This is a genomic window from Rhizobium leucaenae USDA 9039 (assembly GCF_000426285.1).
GTDB lineage: Bacteria > Pseudomonadota > Alphaproteobacteria > Rhizobiales > Rhizobiaceae > Rhizobium > Rhizobium leucaenae.
The window spans coordinates 185133-203272 of sequence record NZ_AUFB01000001.1 but is presented as its reverse complement, the minus strand read 5'-3'; the positions used below and the strand labels follow the sequence as shown (position 1 = coordinate 203272).

Annotated in this window: 15 protein-coding genes; 11 read left to right on the top strand and 4 right to left on the bottom strand. The window is 60.6% G+C overall.

Features of this window, described 5'->3' with window-relative positions:
* The first annotated feature begins 64 nt into the window (after positions 1-64).
* The 5 genes from K290_RS0100875 to K290_RS0100855 all read left to right on the top strand — a co-directional run bounded on the left by K290_RS0100875 (position 65) and on the right by K290_RS0100855 (position 4672).
* A complete protein-coding gene (locus tag K290_RS0100875; protein WP_028750117.1) occupies positions 65-1237 on the top strand; it encodes an ABC transporter substrate-binding protein in 1173 nt (390 codons plus the stop codon).
* Between the two features lie 107 nt (positions 1238-1344).
* The gene (locus K290_RS0100870; protein WP_028750116.1) at positions 1345-2208 is read left to right on the top strand and encodes a branched-chain amino acid ABC transporter permease; all 864 of its coding nucleotides are present in this window, start codon (positions 1345-1347) and stop codon (positions 2206-2208) included.
* A 1-nt stretch (position 2209) separates the two neighbouring features.
* A complete protein-coding gene (locus tag K290_RS0100865) occupies positions 2210-3214 on the top strand; it encodes a branched-chain amino acid ABC transporter permease (RefSeq protein WP_028750115.1) in 1005 nt (334 codons plus the stop codon).
* On the top strand, positions 3211-3975 hold the full coding sequence (locus tag K290_RS0100860; RefSeq protein WP_028750114.1) for an ABC transporter ATP-binding protein: 765 nt from the start codon (positions 3211-3213) through the stop codon (positions 3973-3975). The genes K290_RS0100865 and K290_RS0100860 overlap by 4 nt, the downstream gene beginning before the upstream one ends.
* Positions 3956-4672, top strand: coding sequence for an ABC transporter ATP-binding protein (locus K290_RS0100855; protein WP_028750113.1), 717 nt, complete (start codon positions 3956-3958; stop codon positions 4670-4672). The genes K290_RS0100860 and K290_RS0100855 overlap by 20 nt, the downstream gene beginning before the upstream one ends.
* Positions 4673-4711: 39 nt before the next feature.
* Here the strand turns inward: K290_RS0100855 and K290_RS0100850 are convergent, their stop codons facing one another.
* Positions 4712-5623 (bottom strand): agmatinase, encoded by a 912-nt coding sequence (locus K290_RS0100850; protein ID WP_028750112.1) that lies wholly within the window; start codon positions 5621-5623, stop codon positions 4712-4714.
* Between the two features lie 271 nt (positions 5624-5894).
* Here K290_RS0100850 and K290_RS0100845 point away from each other — a divergent pair, with 271 nt between their 5' ends.
* The 3 genes from K290_RS0100845 (at position 5895) to K290_RS0100835 (ending at position 11247) form a co-directional block, all read left to right on the top strand.
* Entirely contained in the window at positions 5895-9521 is a 3627-nt protein-coding gene (locus tag K290_RS0100845; RefSeq protein WP_028750111.1) for a hydantoinase B/oxoprolinase family protein, read from the top strand.
* A 32-nt stretch (positions 9522-9553) separates the two neighbouring features.
* Positions 9554-10105, top strand: coding sequence for a winged helix DNA-binding protein (locus K290_RS0100840; RefSeq protein ID WP_425337578.1), 552 nt, complete (start codon positions 9554-9556; stop codon positions 10103-10105).
* Between the two features lie 311 nt (positions 10106-10416).
* Positions 10417-11247 (top strand): MBL fold metallo-hydrolase, encoded by an 831-nt coding sequence (locus K290_RS0100835; protein ID WP_028750109.1) that lies wholly within the window; start codon positions 10417-10419, stop codon positions 11245-11247.
* 45 nt (positions 11248-11292) lie between these two features.
* On the opposite strand, the gene K290_RS0100830 is transcribed toward K290_RS0100835, so the two are convergent.
* Together K290_RS0100830 and K290_RS0100825 are read right to left on the bottom strand one after the other, a co-directional pair.
* The gene (locus K290_RS0100830; protein WP_028750108.1) at positions 11293-12042 is read right to left on the bottom strand and encodes a polysaccharide deacetylase family protein; all 750 of its coding nucleotides are present in this window, start codon (positions 12040-12042) and stop codon (positions 11293-11295) included.
* Positions 12032-13135, bottom strand: a complete 1104-nt coding sequence (locus K290_RS0100825) for a glycosyltransferase family 4 protein (protein ID WP_028750107.1) — start codon at positions 13133-13135, stop codon at positions 12032-12034. Before K290_RS0100825 ends, K290_RS0100830 begins: the two co-directional genes overlap by 11 nt.
* A 190-nt stretch (positions 13136-13325) precedes the next feature.
* On the opposite strand from K290_RS0100825, the gene K290_RS0100815 reads away from it, so the two are divergent.
* Entirely contained in the window at positions 13326-15050 is a 1725-nt protein-coding gene (locus tag K290_RS0100815; RefSeq protein WP_028750106.1) for an adenylate/guanylate cyclase domain-containing protein, read from the top strand.
* A gap of 85 nt (positions 15051-15135) precedes the next feature.
* Entirely contained in the window at positions 15136-16014 is an 879-nt protein-coding gene (locus tag K290_RS0100810; protein WP_028750105.1) for an FkbM family methyltransferase, read from the top strand.
* A gap of 3 nt (positions 16015-16017) precedes the next feature.
* On the opposite strand, the gene K290_RS0100805 is transcribed toward K290_RS0100810, so the two are convergent.
* A complete protein-coding gene (locus K290_RS0100805) occupies positions 16018-16497 on the bottom strand; it encodes a class I SAM-dependent methyltransferase (RefSeq protein ID WP_028750104.1) in 480 nt (159 codons plus the stop codon).
* 139 nt (positions 16498-16636) lie between these two features.
* Here K290_RS0100805 and K290_RS0100800 point away from each other — a divergent pair, with 139 nt between their 5' ends.
* Positions 16637-17842 carry a DUF3095 domain-containing protein gene (locus K290_RS0100800; protein ID WP_028750103.1) on the top strand — a complete coding sequence of 402 codons (1206 nt, stop codon included), beginning with the start codon at positions 16637-16639 and terminating at the stop codon, positions 17840-17842.
* Positions 17843-18140 lie beyond the last annotated feature (298 nt).

Here is an 18140-nt window from a genome sequence, read left to right as displayed (position 1 = left end):
GTGATCACAGACGTTTATCAAAGCAAGCTGGTCCGGGAGTAGGCTGGCTGCGGGAGGAGAAAATATGAGACGGCTCGTTTTGGCCGCGATTGCGGCTATCGCCATGGGCAGCGCGGCCTACGCCGACACGATCAAGATTGGTGTCATCGGCCCGTTTTCCGGCCCCTTCGCGCTGCAGGGCAAGAATTTCAAGGCCGGTATCGATGCCTATATGGCGATGCATGGCAATAAGGTCGGCGACAACGAGATCGAGGTGATCTATCGCGACGTGCCGCAGGCCGACCCGGCACAGTCGAAATCCTCTGCACAGGAACTGGTCGTCAAGGAGCATGTGCAGTACCTTGCCGGCTTCTATTTCACACCGGACGCCATGGCCGTGACGCCGATCCTCAAGCAGGCGAATGTGCCGATGGTGATCTTCAATGCCGCCACCTCGGCGATCGTCACCAAAAGCCCGCTGGTGGTGCGCACGTCCTTCACCACATGGCAGACCTCCACGCCGATCGCCAAAGTCGCCTATGACTCTGGCGTCAAGAAGGCCATCTCAGTCGTCAGCGATTACGGGCCTGGCATCGATGCCGAAAATGCCTTCAAGGCGGGCTTCGAAAAGGCAGGTGGTCAGGTCGTGGAGACCGTCCGCATGCCGCTGTCGACCAATGATTTCAGCCCGATTATGCAGCGCATCAAGGATTCAGGCGCACAAGGCGTTTTTGCCTTCCTGCCCTCCGGCCCGACCACGCTCGGTTTCGTCAAGGCATACAACGAAAACGGGCTGAAGAGCGCCGGCATCAAGCTGTTTTCACCCGGTGACCTGACGCAGGAATCGGACCTCCCGGCCCTCGGCGACGCAGCGCTCGGCATGCAGACCACCTTTCACTATTCGATCTCGCACGACTCTCCGGAAAACAAGGCCTTCGTTGCTGCCGCCGGCAAGGCGATCGGCAATCCGGCAGAACTCACCTTCCCGGCCGTCGGCGCCTTCGATGGCATGTATGTCATCTACAAGATGATCGAAGCGACCGGTGGTAAACAGGATGCGCAAAAGGCCGTCAATGCGGTGAAGGGCCTCTCCTGGGTCAGCCCACGCGGCCCGGTCACCATCGATCCGGAAAGCCGCCATATCACGCAGAACATCTATCTGCGCGAGGTCGCCAAGACGGCTGACGGCACATATATCAACAAGGAAATCCAGACCTTCGAGAAGCAAGGCGATCCGGGCCTCGCCGCGGCGAAATAGGTCGAGCTCCGTCCCAGTCTCCGGATTGATTTGAGAGCGGGGCGCTTGCGTTCGCTCCTGTGGAGAAGGATTAAGGTGGGACCAGAAAAGGTAATCGGACCAGCATCATGCAAACCGTGCTTAGCATAGCAGTGGATGCCCTCGCCTACGGCATGGTGCTGTTCGTAATTTCCATTGGCCTGTCCATCACCATGGGGCTAATGCGCGTCGTCAATCTGGCGCATGGCGCCTTCGCCATGATCGGTGGCTACATCGCCTCCTACGCGGCGCGCGATCTTGGCATGGGCTATGCGGCTGCGGTGCTGCTTGCTGTCGTGGGCACGGTGATCATCTCCATCCCGATCGAGCGGCTGCTTTACCGCCGCATCTATGGGGCGCCGGAATTGACCCAGGTGCTGATGACCATCGGCATCACCTTCTGCATCATCGGTATCGCCAATTATGTCTTCGGGCCGACGTTGAAGACCATTCCCCTGCCGAACGAGCTACAGAGCTCCGTCAATCTCGGTTTCCGCACCATCGGCACGCATCGCCTCTTCGGGATCATCTCCGGGCTCATCGTCGCGCTGGCGTTGTGGTACACGATCGAGAAGACGTCTTTTGGCGTGAAACTCCGCGCCTCGGTCGACAATGCCTCGATGGCGGCTGCCCTCGGGGTGCGTACGGAGATCGTTTATGCCGTCAGCTTCGCCGTCGCCGTCGGGCTTGCCGCCTTCGGCGGCGTTGTTGGCGCGGAGCTTCTGCCAGTCGAGCCCTATTATGCCCTCCGTTATATGGTGACTTTCCTCGTGGTCGTTTCGGTCGGAGGAGCCGGCTCCATTTCCGGGGCGTTGCTTGCCTGCCTCATCCTCGGCTGTATCGATACGACCGGCCGCTATCTGATGCCGGAATATGGCGAATTCTTCTTCTATCTTGCCGTGATAGCGATCGTCTGCGTCTTCCCGCGCGGCCTTGCCGGAAGGGCGAAATGATATGGCGCTGACCATGAACACTGCGGCCATCGCCGCCACCAGTAAACGCCAGGCACTCGGTCGCGATGTCATTGCCATTGCGATCATCCTTGTGCTGGCGATTGCCGGCTATCTGCTGTTTCCCGACAATCTCGCGCTTTTGACACGATTGATCGCCATCACCCTGCTGGTTTTGTCGCTCGATCTGGTGACCGGCTATTGCGGCGTAGCGACGCTTGGTCATGCGGCTCTGTTCGGGGCCGGCGCCTATGCTGCGGGTATCGTTTCGGCGCATTACGGCATTAACGATCCCCTGATCATGACGCTTGCCGGCATTGTCGGCGGCGCTGTCGCCGGGCTGATCTGCGGCATCGTCATCCTTAGAGCGCAGGGCCTGCCGCAACTGGTGCTGTCGATCGCGCTGATCTATCTCTTCCACGAATTCGCCAACAAGGCGTCTCATTGGACCGGCGGCAGCGACGGACTTTCCGGCATCTCTACCGATCCGCTGTTTGGCCTGTTCGAATTCGATCTCTATGGGCACACGGCTTATATCTATGCTGTAGCACTACTGCTGATCGTTTTGATCCTGCTGCGCTTTCTTGTGCGCTCCCCCTTCGGCATGCTCTGCCGCGGCATCAGGCAAGATCCCCTGCGTATTCGCGCCATGGGCGCCTCGCCGAAGGCAGCGCTGATCAAGATGTATGTGATCTCGGGAGCCGTCGCCGGCGTCGGCGGTGCGTTGAACGCGATCTCCACCCAGGTGGTCGGTCTCGACAGCCTTTCCTTCACGCAGTCGGCCGAAGCGCTGGTCATGCTCGTGCTTGGAGGCACCGGCTCACTGTTCGGGGCACTCGCCGGCACGGCAATCTTCATGCTGTTCGAGGACTATGTCTCGGCCGCCAATCCCTTCCATTGGCTGACCATCGTCGGCCTGCTGCTGATCCTCGTCGTCTTGTTCGCACCGAAGGGTATCTACGGCACGGCCGCAGCCTATCTCGCCCGCAGCCGGGAGGCCCGCTCATGACTGCGATTTTCGAGGTCGATCATCTGAAAAAGTCTTTCGGCGGCCTGGCCGTGACCAACGATGTCAGCCTGTCGATGGCACCGGGCGATCGTGTGGCGTTGATCGGGCCGAACGGCGCCGGGAAGACCACTTTCGTCAATCTCGTCACTGGCAATTTGCGGCCGGATTCCGGAGAAGTCCGTTTTGGCGGTGAGACGGTGACCAAAATCGACGCCATCGGCCGTGTCCGGCGCGGACTGGTGCGCTCGTTCCAAGTAACCCGACTTTTCCAGGACATGACGCCGGCCGAGCATGTCGGCCTCGCAATTTTGCAGCGTTCGGGCCGCTCCGGCCGCATGTTCGGTAATTTCCTCGCCATGCGCGATGTCATGACAGAGACCGGCGACCTGCTCGACACGCTCGGTCTCGGCGATCTGATGCATCGCAAGGTCAGCGAAATCGCCTATGGCCAGCAGCGGCTTTTGGAGATCGCCGTCGCCATGGCACTGAAGCCCAAGGTGCTGCTACTAGACGAACCCGCCGCCGGCGTGCCGCAGAGCGATACCGGCCGCATCGAGCAGGCGCTCGCCGATTTGCCCGCTGATCTCGCCGTGCTGATGATCGAGCACGACATGGATCTGGTTTTCCGCTTCGCCAAGCGCGTGGTGGTCCTGGCCGCCGGCACCATCATTTTCGACGGTTCGCCTGCCGACGTCACCAGGGATGCGCGCGTGCGCGAAGCTTATCTCGGGAGTTATGCCAATGCCGGCCACGCCGCTTGAGGTGGAAAATCTGAGCGCCGGCTATGGGCCGACACGGGTGCTCGAAGGCGTCTCCTTTTCCGTCCCCGCCGGCGCGCGGCTCGCGGTGCTTGGCCGCAACGGCGTGGGGAAGACGACGCTGCTTGCAACGCTCGCCGGCCAGACGCGGTGCTATGACGGCCGCATTCGCCTGGGCAGCACCGATGTGACCGGCCTGCCGAGTGCCAAACGGGCGCATAAGGGTCTCGGCTACGTACCGCAGACGCGGGATGTTTTCCCAACGCTGACAGTCGAGGAAAACCTCTCCGTTGGTCTGAAAGGCCGTCCGAAGGCTGCCTTGCAGGAAGCCTACGACATGTTCCCCCGCCTCAAGGAGCGTCGTAGAAATCTCGGCAGCCAGCTTTCCGGCGGAGAACAGCAGATGTTGTCGACGGCACGGACCATCCTCGGCCGCCCCTCCGTGCTCCTCCTCGACGAGCCGCTGGAGGGGTTGGCACCCGTCATCTGCGAAGAACTGATGGTTGCTTTTGCCAACCTCGCCAAGACCGGCGACATGACCATACTGCTCGTCGAGCAGCGCATTCAAAGCGCGCTGGACTTCGCCGATCACGTCATCATCCTCGAGCGTGGACGGCTGGCCTGGCAGGGAAAGCCCGATGCCCTTTCTGAGGATCATAGCGCCGTCGAACGCCTGCTTGGCGTCGGCGGCTTGCATTAGACGCCTAGTCGCAGGGGAGCATTCTCCCGACGGCGGCTTTCAAACCTGCCGGACGACAGTGCCGACTACATTGACGAGAAGGCGCACGGCGGTCAGGGCTGACAGGCCATCGATATCGGCGAGGGGATAAAACTCGACAAGATCGAATCCCGCGATCCTGGCCCGCTTGCCGAGACCGGCGATCAGGTCAATGCCCTGTGTATAGGTGAGGCCACCAGGCGTACGCGCCGCCACGCCCGGCATGATGCCTGGATCCAGGCTGTCGCAGTCGAGGGTGACGACGACCTGTGCTCCCGCCGGAATATGCCTGAGTGCGGCTTCGACGCCTTGGCTATGAACTTCCCGAGCGGTCACGAAGTGACTTCCATAATGCCGCGCCGCTTCGATGTCAGTTAGCCGGGCGCTGCCGACGCTACGAAGGCCAACCTGCACGATGCCGGCGACATGTGGCATCTCGCTCGCCCGACGCATCGGACTGGAATAGCCGTAGCGCTCACCAAGCACCTCATCGCGCCAATCGATATGGGCGTCGATCTGCAGCACCCAGACTGGCCCATGCTCCACAAAACCGGCAAGGAAGGGAATGGTTACGGAGCAATCGCCGCCAAGCAAGATCGGTACGGCTGATGATGCCAGGACCTCGCGCGTCTTCGTCTCGATCCGGGCTCGGTTACCCGAATTGTCATGCATGATGGTGGGAATATCGCCGGCGTCGATACAACTAATAGGCTTGCCGTCGAATAGCGGTCCGCCAAGATCGAAATCCCAGTGCTCCACAAGTGCGGCATCATCCTGGCTCGCAGCGCGAATGGCGTCGGCGGCCAAGGCATAGCCGCTGCTGTCCTTACAAGGATAGGTACTGCCGTGACCCGCTCCGAAGATTACGGCACGGGGCATGCGGCCATCGGCGAGGCGATCTGGAAAACCGAGAAAAAGAGGCGAAGTGGTCATTTCTTGATGGTCTAGCTGAAATTTTGACGCTGTGGGTACAGAATACGGTCTTCTGTGGATGTTCGCATCCACGCGATACAGGTGCGCATCGATGGATGCGCAATACAAATATCATCTCTGCTCCGTATGCCGATACCATTAACGACGATTTGGCGCCGAGCGTTACATTTCGCTCCCTGCCGAAGCCGCCAATGATCTCTGCTTGACGACAAAACATCGACGATTTATCGATATTTTATAAGTGAAGTTAGGCGGTTTGGTGGAGGCAATCTTGTTGGACAGCACAGCGGGTCATTGGGATTTCTGGATCGATCGCGGTGGCACCTTCACCGACATCGTTGGTCGCGATCCCTCGGGAGCATTGCACGCCCGCAAGGTTCTTTCGGAAAATCCGGAGGCCTATCGCGATGCCGCCGTTTATGGCATCCGCCTGCATCTCGGCCTGACGAATGGCGAGCCGATTCCAGCGGGCTTGATCGGCGAGGTGCGGATGGGCACGACGGTTGCCACCAACGCGCTATTGGAGCGCAAGGGCGAACGTCTGGCGCTGATCACGACCAAGGGATTCCGCGACGCGCTGCGCATCGGCTATCAGGAGCGCAAGAAAATCTTCGCGACCGAAATCATCAAACCCGAAGCGCTCTACGACGACGTGGTGGAAATCGGGGAGCGCGTGCTTGCCGACGGCACGGTGGAGCTTGCCCTGGACGAGCAGGCGGCGGAAGCCGCATTGCGGGATCTGCGCGCCAAAGGCTATCGCGCCGTCGCGATCGTCTTCATGCACGCCTATAAATTCCCGGCGCATGAAGCAGCCGTTGCCAAGATCGCTAGACGGCTCGGTTTCGGACAGGTTTCGGTCAGCCACGAAGTCTCGCCGCTGATCAAGCTGGTTGGCCGGGGCGATACGACCGTGGTGGACGCCTATCTCTCGCCGGTGCTCGGCCGTTACATCAACCAAGTCTCGGAAGAACTTGATATTGCTCGCACGGGCGCGCGCGTCATGTTCATGATGTCGTCCGGCGGACTGACCGCCGCCGATATGTTCCAGGGCAAGGATGCCATTCTCTCCGGCCCGGCGGGCGGCGTGGTCGGTCTCGCCAAGACCGGCGAACAGGCGGGCTTCGCCAATGTCATCGGTTTCGACATGGGCGGCACGTCGACGGATGTGGCGCATTTCGACGGCGAATATGAACGCGCTTTCGAGACGGAAGTCGCCGGTGTCCGCGTCCGCGCGCCGATGATGCTGATCCATACGGTGGCAGCGGGTGGCGGTTCGATCCTGCATTTCGACGGCGACCGTTTCCGTGTCGGACCGGATTCCGCCGGCGCTTTTCCCGGCCCCGCCTGTTACCGCAATGGCGGCCCGCTGGCGGTGACCGATGCCAACGTGATGACCGGCAAACTGCTGCCGGAATTCTTTCCGGTGATCTTCGGGCCGAACCAGGACCAGCCGCTGGATGTCGAAACCGTGCGCAGCAAGTTTGCCGCGCTGGCAGCGGAGATCGGCGATGGCCGCAGCCCGGAAGAAGTGGCTGACGGTTTCATCCGCATCGCCGTTGCCAATATGGTGGAGGCGATCAAGAAGATTTCGGTGCAGCGCGGTTATGACGTGACGCGCTATGCGCTCAACTGCTTCGGCGGCGCCGGCGGACAGCATGCCTGCCTTGTGGCTGACGCGCTCGGCATGAAAAGCATTCTGCTGCATCCGATGTCCGGCCTGCTCTCAGCCTATGGCATGGGCCTCGCCGATATCAGGGCGACGCGGCAGAAGGCGCTTGGCGTTCCGCTGGACGATGCCGCGCCGGCGGCCGTTGCCGCATTGGGCAGGGAATTGCAGGGCGAATGCGTGCCGGAACTGCAGGCGCAAGGCGTGGCTGCAAACGATATCCGCACTGTTGAGCGCGCTCACATCCGCTATGCCGGCACGGATACGATGCTGGCGGTCGAGGTCACCTTCCCCGAGATCGACAATTCAGCGCGACTGCGCAGCGAATTCGAAGTGCTGCACAAGCGCCGCTTCGGTTTTGTCGCGGAGGATAAGCCGCTGGTGGTCGAGGCGGTCGAAGTCGAGACGATCGGCGGTGCGGCGGCCGAAATCGACGCCGAGCGGACAGAGGCAGGTCAAGGCGAAGCTGATGCGGCCCGCCGCACGTCCTTCCATTCTCAAGGCGAAAGCCATGACGCAGCCGTCGTGCTGCGCGAGGCGATCCTGCCCGGCCAGACAGTGACCGGACCGGCCATCATCATCGAGCCGAACCAGACCATCGTCATCGAGGATGGCTGGCAGGCGAAGTTGACGGCGAAGGATCACATCATTCTGACCCGCATTAAGGCTGTGCCGGCACGCACGGCGATCGGCACCAAGGCCGATCCGGTAATGCTGGAAATCTTCAACAATCTCTTCATGTCCATTGCCGAGCAAATGGGTGTGACGCTGCAGAACACCGCCTATTCCGTCAATATCAAGGAGCGGCTGGACTTCTCCTGTGCGGTCTTCGATGCGGAAGGCAATCTCGTCGCCAACGCGCCGCACATGCCGGTACATCTCGGCTCCATGGACGCCTCTGTCGCAACTGCCATCCGGGAAAATCCGGTCATTCATCCCGGCGACGTCTTCCTGATCAATGCGCCCTATAATGGCGGCACGCATCTGCCGGACCTCACGGTCTGCACGCCTGTCTTTGACGATGCCGGCAAGGACATTCGTTTCTGGGTCGCCAGCCGCGGCCATCACGCCGATATCGGCGGCATCTCGCCCGGCTCCATGTCGCCGCTTGCCACCCATATCGAGGAGGAAGGCGTCTACATCGACAATTTCAAGCTCCTCGATCGTGGCCGCTTCTGCGAAGACGAGCTCGCGAAGCTTTTGACCGGCGCGCGCTATCCGGTGCGCACGCTGGCGCAGAACGTCAACGATTTGAAGGCGCAGGTTGCCGCCAACGAGAAGGGCGTTGCCGAACTGAAGAAGATGATCGTCCACTTCGGTGAAGAGGTGGTCGATGCATATATGGGTCACGTCCAGGACAATGCGGCCGAAAGCGTGCGCCGCGTTCTCGATCGCCTGCCGGACGGCGAGTTCAGCTATGAGATGGATCAAGGCTGCAAGATCGTCGTCAAAATTTCGATCGACAGGGATAAGCGCGAGGCGACGGTGGATTTCACCGGCACTTCGGAACAGCGCGGCGATAACTTCAACGCGCCGCAGCCGGTGACACGCGCCGCCGTGCTTTATGTCTTCCGCGTGCTGGTCGAAGCCGATATTCCGATGAACGCCGGCTGTCTGAGGCCGGTCCGGATCATCATCCCCGAGGGGACGATGCTGACTCCGAATTATCCCGCCGCCGTCGTCGCCGGCAATGTCGAGGTCAGCCAGGCCGTCACCAACTGCCTGTTCGGTGCAGTCGGCACGCTTGCCGCCGCGCAAGGGACGATGAACAACCTCACCTTCGGCAATGATGCCTATCAATATTACGAGACGATCTGCTCAGGCGCGCCGGCCGGCCCTGGCTTCAACGGTGCCGATGGGGTGCATACGCACATGACCAACTCGCGCCTGACCGACCCCGAAATTCTCGAGACCCGATTTCCCGTGGTGCTGGAGGATTTCCACATTCGTGCGAACTCCGGCGGACGTGGCAAGTGGAACGCCGGCAACGGCACGCAGCGCACCATCCGCACCCGCGAGAAGCTGGAATTTGCGATACTATCCGGCCATCGCCGCGTGGCACCCTTCGGCGTCAAGGGCGGCGAACCCGGCCAGACCGGCCGCAATTTTGTCCGGCGCAACGACGGCACCATCGAGGAGCTGATCGGCGCCGCCCACACGGTACTGGATGCTGGTGAAGCCTTCACCGTCGTCACTCCGACCGGCGGTGGATACGGCAAGCGGGAAGTATAGAAATTGTCTTTACCCGATAGTTTGCTTCTTCAATCCGGATATGTGAGGGCTCTTTGAGCAAGCTGAAGGAACGGAAATCCCCCCGCGAATTGATCGTGTCATCTGCTCATCTGGCGGTTGGCAGTTCCCCGGCCCTCTCCGAACTGGAGTACGGATCGATCCTGTTTTCGCATGCATTTAACCGCTGGATTGTGCGGTGCATGGCGGCTGCCGGTGTGCCGAGCCTCTCGCCGATCGAGATCCTGATCATCCATTCGGTGCGGCATCGCGAACGGCCGAAGACGCTGTCCGATCTTTGCCTTGTGCTCGACATCGAAGACACCCATGTCGCTAACTATGCCGTGAAGAAGCTTCAGGCCGCCGGCCTCGTCAAGACCGGCAAGACCGGCAAGGAAAAGGTGATCCAGGTAACCGACAAGGGTCTGGAGGCGCTGACGCGCTATTCCGAAATCCGCGAACGGCTGCTCGTCGAAGCAACCAAGGTTTCAGGCCTGTCTCAGGACGACCTTTCCGGAATTGCATCGCATTTGAGAGCTCTGTCGGGCTACTACGAGCAGGCAGCGAGGTCAGCGGCAACGCTGTAAGCTTAGCAAGCGACTGACCGATCTTCGCAAGGCAAATGCCGAAGGCATCTGACGAAGACGGCGAGATCAAAGAAGCGACGTTTGAATGTCGAAGCCATCATTTGTTGTTCGAAGCTTTATCTTTTTTTGTCGTCTCATACCTATATTAGCTTCTGTGCGATCAGTTGTTGAACATTGGCCGAAACATCCGCGCTGATGAAACGGCGGGATTTGGTTTTCACGGGAGCATGACTTTTGCGAAAATTGCTGGCTTCGCACGATAGGAAAAGTGTGCTTACGTTGACGGAAAGGGGAATGGTGTCAAAACTTCTATGAAAAACGATAATTTCGAGCTTAAGTTCTGGGGCGTGCGGGGAAGTATCCCCGTATCGGGACCGGAATTCGAGCGTTACGGCGGGAATACATCCTGCATCGAATTGCAGCATGACGGCAGACACATTATTTTCGACGCGGGCACCGGCGCGCGGGAAGCGGCATTGTCGCTTGCGAAAGCAGGTGTTCGCGATGTCGATGTCTTCTTCACTCACTCGCACTACGACCACATCATCGGTCTGCCCTTCTTCAATCCGATCTATGATCCCAAGGTCAGCGTCGATATCTGGTCGGGCCATCTTGCCGGCAAGACGACGACGCGGCAACTGATCGGCCAATTCATGCGGCCACCCTGGTTTCCGGTGGAGCCCGATATTTGCCGCGCGACGATGAATTTTCGCGATTTCGTCGCCGGCGATACGCTGAAGCCGCATCCGGGCATCGTCATCCACACCGCCAAGCTCAATCATCCCGGCGGCTGTATCGGCTACCGTGTCGAATGGGCGGGCCGGATTATCGCGCTGGTCTACGATACCGAGCATCTGGTTGGTCAGCTCGACGAAGCCGCCCTTTCGCTGATGAAGGATGCCGATCTCGCCGTGTACGACACGACCTACACCGAGCCGGAAATGCCGAAACATCTCGGCTTCGGGCATTCCACCTGGAAGGAAGGCGTCAAGCTGGCGAAGAAAGCGGGTGTAAGGCGCCTCGCGCTCTTCCATCACGCGCCGGCACGTACGGATAAAGAGCTGGATGATATGGAGCGGGAGGCACGGGCGAGCTTCCCGGGCGCCTTTGCCTCCTTTGACGGTCAACTGCTCGAGCTTTGAAGCGCCGATCCCGAACAGTTGGGGCTAAGATTAGGCTTTGAGCCGTTAGCCCATGAAATCGCCGACGTTGCGCCAGTCGACGGCCGCATGCGCAGCCGTCTCTTCGAAGAGCGCTGCAATGAAATCCCACGCCAACGCATCGTGGACGAGGTGATGGGTGAGGATGCCGATCGGCTCACTATTGCCGTCGAAACGGTTTTGCAATTCCCGCACGAGATAGCCGACCAGCTCCCCGTGCGCGCGGCCGCCATGCGTCCCGTGCCAATCCATGATATCGACATGCGTATTGACCAGCGCGATCGGCTGATCCGGCTTTGCCAATCCATAGACGGAAACGGCACGGTATCCGAAAGCGGCGAGCTCGGGCAGCAGCGCCTTGTCGATCCGGTTCCACGGCGGCACCAGCATCGGCGCGAATTGCCTGGGATGGAGGGCCTTCAGCTTGTCGAAACCGCGGCGGAGTTCATCGAGGACAACAGCTTGCGGACGATGCGGACCAAGTTCCTGTTTTTTTGTCTCGTCCGGTGCGTAGTTGTGGTGCGTCCAGCCGTGCACGGTCACCGTTAGAGCTTTCTGGCTCGCGAGCCGCGCCGCGAGCGGCTCACCGGTGTAGGCGGGGATCACTGCCAGCGTCATCGGCACGGCGTAGCGATCCGAGAGAGCCAGCAGACGGTCGAGCGCCGCGGTCGGTTCGATGGCATCGTCGTCGCGAAACCATAGCGTCGCCCTTCGGCCGGCATCGGCCCAGCGCTGCAATTCATCGCGCAGAGGCTGCCATGCGGCTCTATCGCTCATAATAGGAATCTCCCAAATGCCTCCGCAGGATGGCTTCAAGTCGTTTCGAGGCGGCGGTCAACGACCGCTCTTCATGAACGAAGCGGTAGGCCGCCTCGCCCATCGCCCGCCGCTTCCGGTCGTCGTCCAGCAAACGTGCGATCGCGTCGGCATAGGCTCTCGGATCGGCCTCGGGCGTCAGAAAACCCGTAACATCGTTCATAACCACCTCCGGCACGCCGGCGGTTGCCTGTGCCACGGCCGGCAGGCCGGCGGCCTGTGCCTCGAGATAGGCAAGCCCGTAGGCCTCGCCGCAGCCGGGCCAGACATAGATGCCCCCTGCCCGCAACTCGCGGACGATCTCAGGCGCTGAACGTTCTCCGAGCCAGGTAATGCGGTTGGCATCGAACCCGGAAAACAGCGTCCGCACCTCCCCTCGCATCGGCCCGTCGCCGATGACGGTCAGCGTCCAGTGGCGGTCCCGGATCAGTTCCAGCGCCTGCGCGAGCATCGTATAGCTGTCGAACTTGTCGCCGCGCCGCATCATTGCGACTGATATCAGCCGATGCGGCGCGACTTCGTCAGCCAGCGGCCCGAAGGGCGCCGTATCGATGAATGGTAGGAAACGCTCGTAACGTCCTTCAGGGACGGCATCCAAGAGGCCGATCCGGTCGCGCTCGGTAAAACACAGATTGACGGCGGCCTGCCGTACTGCCTCGGCGATCAGGCGCTGGTTTTCGCCCCAGCCGCGATCATCGTGCCGCCTGCTGTAAGATGCCTCGGCGGTGACGTAGGGAATGCCAAGCGATGCCGCGACGTGCGGGCCGACCAGGTCGGGCGTCTTGTAGTAGGGATGGTAGGTGAACCAGAGATCCGGCGGCGGCTCCGCCCGCCATTTCTTCAGCAATTTGTCGGTTTCCTCTACCGCTTGCCGATCGATCTCGGCACGCGAGGCATCCTGCGGCGCCGGCGTGAAACTGCGCAACTCGGAGGCGATCTCGACCTTGTGTCCCGCCATCTCCAATGCCGCGATGATGAGGCGCGCCATCATCCGGTCGCCCGACGGCACCGGGTGATTGGGAGATTTCAAAGGAGCATAGAAGGCGATCTTCATGGCGCGCACGAATAGTTGACAAGAAAGTGATAGTTTTGGCCGGGAAAATGCCCGAATTCCGATGGCTTGCTTGGCAATAAGGCTCCCGCTTCAAAAACCGCATTCTCGACAGCATGCGGCATTGCAGCTAGACGATTAGGCGATAACTGCTTTCCGTTCGTTTGTGAACGGGCAATATAAATTGGATTTGATGACTACCGAGGCGAGAACACCCATCATCTCCGATCGTATTGCGCGAAAGTTCCGCCTCGGCTCCGGTTTGGTCATCTTCGTCTTCGTGACCATGCATCTCGCCAATCATTCCCTCGGATTGATTTCGCTGAGTACTGCCGATCAGGCGCAGCACTGGTTCATGGCCGCCTGGCGCAATCCGGTGGGCACCGTCCTTCTCTACGGCGCGCTGATCGTCCATATTCTGCTCGTGCTGCGCATGCTTTACAGGCGCCGCACGCTGGTCATGCCGGCAGGCGAAGCCTTCCAGATTGTCACCGGATTGCTCGTTCCGGTACTCTTGATCGACCATATTATCGGCACGCGCATTCTGCACGCGGTCTACGGCTATCACGACAATTACCGCGCGATCGTGGACAGTCTCTGGATCACTTCGCCGGTAAACGGCGTGCGCCAGGCGATCGTTCTGGTGGTCGTCTGGATCCATGGTTGTATCGGTATCCATTTCTGGCTGCGCTACCGTTCCTGGTATATGGCCATAGCCCCCATTATGCTGTCTTTCGCCATCGTGCTGCCGGTGCTCGCCCTGCTCGGTTTCGCCGCCATGGGCCGAACGGTGTCGCATGAGACGGCGCAGAATGATGAGCGCGGATTTCGGGGCGGCTATTACAGCGACATGCGCAGCTATGGTGAGACCGGCTCCATACCCGGCCGCCAGATGGCTGGCGCCCTATGGCCGTATCGCGCCGGTTTCTACGGTGCTTTCAGCGCTTCGATCATCGGCCTTTTCGCTTTCCGCACCCATCGCAGGCTGCGCGAACGGCAGCATCAGGTCGCGATCCGCTACGCCAGCGGCGAAGTCGTGCATGCGCCTCGCGGCTTCACCGTGCTCGAAGCAAGCCGTCTCGGCGGCATCCCCCATTATTCCGTATGCGGCGGCAAGGGCCAATGCTCCACCTGCCGCGTCCAGATCGTCGAAGGCGCGGACAATCTGCCGCCGCCCGAGGCGCTGGAACAGAAGACGCTGAACCGCATCGGCGCCACGCCGGATGTCCGCCTCGCCTGTCAACTGCGTCCGACAGGAAACATCAGCGTCGTGCCGCTTCTGACGCCGATGGCGGAATCGACCATTCCCGTCTACAGCCAGACGGCAAGCCCCGGCCGCGAGCGTGAGATCGTCGTCTTTTTCTGCGATCTGCGTCATTTCACGACGCTGACCGAGTCGCGCCTGCCTTTCGATATCGTCTTTCTGCTGAACCGCTATTTTGCGATCGTCGGGCGTATCATCGAGAACAATGGCGGCCGGATGGACAAGTTTATCGGCGACGGCGCCATGGCATTGTTCGGCCTGCGCACCACGCCGCAGGATGCCAATCGGCAGGCGCTCAAAGCCGCCGCCGAGATCATCAGGGAGATCGACAAACTCGGCCAAGAGCTAGCAGACGAGCTGTCGGTCCCACTCGAAGTCGTCGTCGGTCTTCATACGGGCTTGGCGGTGGTCGGTTCAATGGGCTACGGCAATGTCAAGAACGTCACGGCGATTGGCGACACCGTGAACGTGGCGAGCCGCCTCGAGAGCGTCGCCAAGGAATTCGACCGCGCGCTGGTTTTCTCCGAGCCGGTGGCGAGCCTTTCCGGCGTGGATATTTCCGACATCGAAAGCCGTGAGATCGCCGTTCGCGGCCGCGGCGAGCCTCTGCGCGTCTATATCGTTCCGAAGGAGGAAAGCGGGCGCTTTGCATAAACCTTGCGCGCTAATTCCTTGAATCCTCGGCATTCCTTCAACGATTCCATTTGAAAGCCCGATGTTCTGGTGTAGGGATGGGGCAATGTCCGACCGCAAGATCCTCACCGCGAAATTCTGGAAACGCACCCTTCGCAAGATCAGGGATCACGTCGCCACGCGGCTGTTCGATACCCGCCTCGGCCGCGACATCCTGATCGGCGCCATCGGGCCGCGCGTCAAGACCATGACGGTGGATTGCGGCGATCATATCCTGAGCTTTTCGCCTGCCGACTACATCGGCCGGAAAGTGTTTCGCAAAGGCCATTTCGAGCGGGATCATGTCGACCGGCTCCTGATGGTTCTGCGCGAGCGCGGTCTGCTGCGAAAGGGCACGGTCCTACTCGAACTCGGCGGCAATATCGGTACGCAGACCACCTATTTCGCCCTGAGCGGCGCTTATCGCCATATCGTTACCATCGAGCCCGACCCGCGCAATTTCCGGCTCCTGTCGGTCAATATCGCCGACAACGGGATGCAGGATATGGTAACGGCGGTCAACTGCGCCGCCGGCGATCGCCAGGGACAGCTCGATTTCTATCTGAACCATAAGAACCATGGCAAAAGCAGTGTTTTTCGCCAAAGCGCAGGCGATGAAAAGATTTCCGTACCGGTCCGCCCCGTCGCGGATATTCTTGCCGACATCGGCGTCGAGGCCGCCGACATCGGGCTGATCTGGATGGACATCGAGGGTTACGAGCCCGTTGCCGTCAGGTCGATGCTGGCGCTGATGGCTCGCAAGGTGCCGCTCTACATGGAATTTACGCCGGCCTTTTACGGCAGGGATCAGGCGGTCGCCTTCGTCGCCGATCTTGCCGGCTACTACGCCGAATGCCTGGTCTTTTTCGAAGACCGCAGTGTGGCGATGAAGGTTGCCGATCTGCCGGTCGAAGGCCATCAGTTTAACGTGTTGTTCCTGCGTTGACGGCTATCTGCGCCGATAAATGAAATAGCGCCCGTCTTTCACGCCCGATGGCAGGGGCAATGATTCGAGATCGGGATGCTCAAGCGGCAGGCCACTGACGGCAAGGCCGCGCGGAGCAAGAACGCCGGCCATGATCTCTGGCAGCCAGGTCAGCGTTACGGCATCCTTATCCTCGTAACCGGTGCCGATATCCGCATGGGCGAGCGACGCGCCGATGCCGATAAAATCTCTGGCAGTGTCCTTGATTTCGCCGAGCACGAGATTGCCGTCCTCCGGCATCGACGAACCATAGGCATTGGCGGCCCGATCGAAGGCGACGACGCGGCGGTCCGGAAAAAGTTCGCGCAGGTGATCGAAAGTGCGGCCGTTGCCGAGCCCAAGTTCCAACACGGCGCCGTCGAGCGTTTTGACCTCATCGGCGACGGCGTTGAGAATGTCTCGTTGTGCGGTCAGGCGGCGGATGAAACTATCCAGGCGGCTCATTCGTATAATTCCTTGGCGTCGTGGTGTCTCTCCCCCAGCCGGAGTAGCATGGACGACGACACTGCGTCGACTGTCTGCTGGTTTTTCGATGCGGTTGTTGTAGGGATAGGCGTTGCGCCGCATGCTTAAGGGGGATGTCATGGCCGAGCTATCGAACGACGATTTCTTCCGTAGTTTGCCGGTTTTCACCGATTTCGAAGGCGTCACCGACAGCGGCAACTATCGGCCGCTTCCCGACGGCTGGCTCTTGGCGGTAGCCGATATCGTCAGCTCGACCAAGGCCATCGCGTCGGGCCACTACAAATCCGTCAACATGGCGGGCGCGAGCGTGATTTCGGCGGTGCTCAACGCGCTGGACAACGGCGACTATCCCTTCGTCTTCGGCGGCGACGGCGCCCTAGTGGCCATTCCTGCCTCCGGCGAGGATCGCGTGCGGCAGGCATTGGCCGCAGTGCGGACATGGGTAACAGAGGAGTTGCAGCTCAGCCTGCGTACTGCGCTGGTACCGATGGGGGATGTCCGGGCCGAGGGGCTGGATGTGCGCGTCGCCCGCTTCAGCCCCAGCGACTTCGTCTCCTATGCCATGTTCTCCGGCGGCGGCGCGAGCTGGGCGGAAAAGCAGATGAAGGCGGGACACTTTGCCGTCGAAGCGGCGCCGCAGCAGACGCGGCCGGATCTGACCGGCCTCTCCTGCCGATGGAATCCGATCGAGGCGCACAATGGCGAGATCGTCTCGATCATCGCTGTTCCCGGTGCTGCCGGTAACGGCCCTGAGTTCCAAAGCCTGGTTGCCGATATCATCGCCATTTCCATGGAGCAGAACCGCGGCGGACACCCGGTGCCTGTCGAAGGCCCGACCCCGGCGCTTGCCTTCGAAGGTGCCGAGATCGAAGCCCGAGCAACGGCGTCCGCGGCCAACCGCTGGCTGCGGAAACTTTCGATCGCTGCCCAGATCGTTGTCATCTACATCCTCGACAAGTTCGGCATCCGCGCGGCAACCTTCGACGCCAAGATCTACCGGCGTGACCTCGCCGCAAATTCCGATTTTCGCAAATTCGATGACGGCTTGAAGATGACCATCGATGTGGATGCGGCGCGTCTTTCCCGCATCGAAGCGCGGCTGCGGGAAGCCGAAGCCGCAGGCGTCTGCCGTTACGGCCTGCATCGGCAGCAGAGCGCGCTGATGACCTGTTTCGTACCGACACCGCTGATGCGGGATCATATGCATTTCATCGACGGAGCCAGCGGCGGCTATGCGATGGCGGCTACGGCATTGCGGGAAAAGTTGCGCGCTGCCGTTTCCTCCGCCTTGGATACGCCCGTCGCGTCGCCTGGTACGCCGTGACATTTTTCTCTCTAGGAGAATTTTCTTGAGCCGCATCGTTTTTGGCCATTGTTTCAGCGGCATGAGAGGCTTATCTAAACAAGAACAAAACGAGAGCCGGCAATTTTGGCGGCCCTTTTTTGTTGTGCCATATGTCCGCCAGGACGCGTAGAAGGCGCAGCAAATCTTTGACGGCGCCGGCGCTATTCAAACCTTCTGGGAAAATATGCCGTCGCCTGCTGCATGGTTCGCTCATCCGACCGTGCCAAAATGCTTGGACACGACCTTATCGCCGCGCCCACATCATTTGGTAGACGGC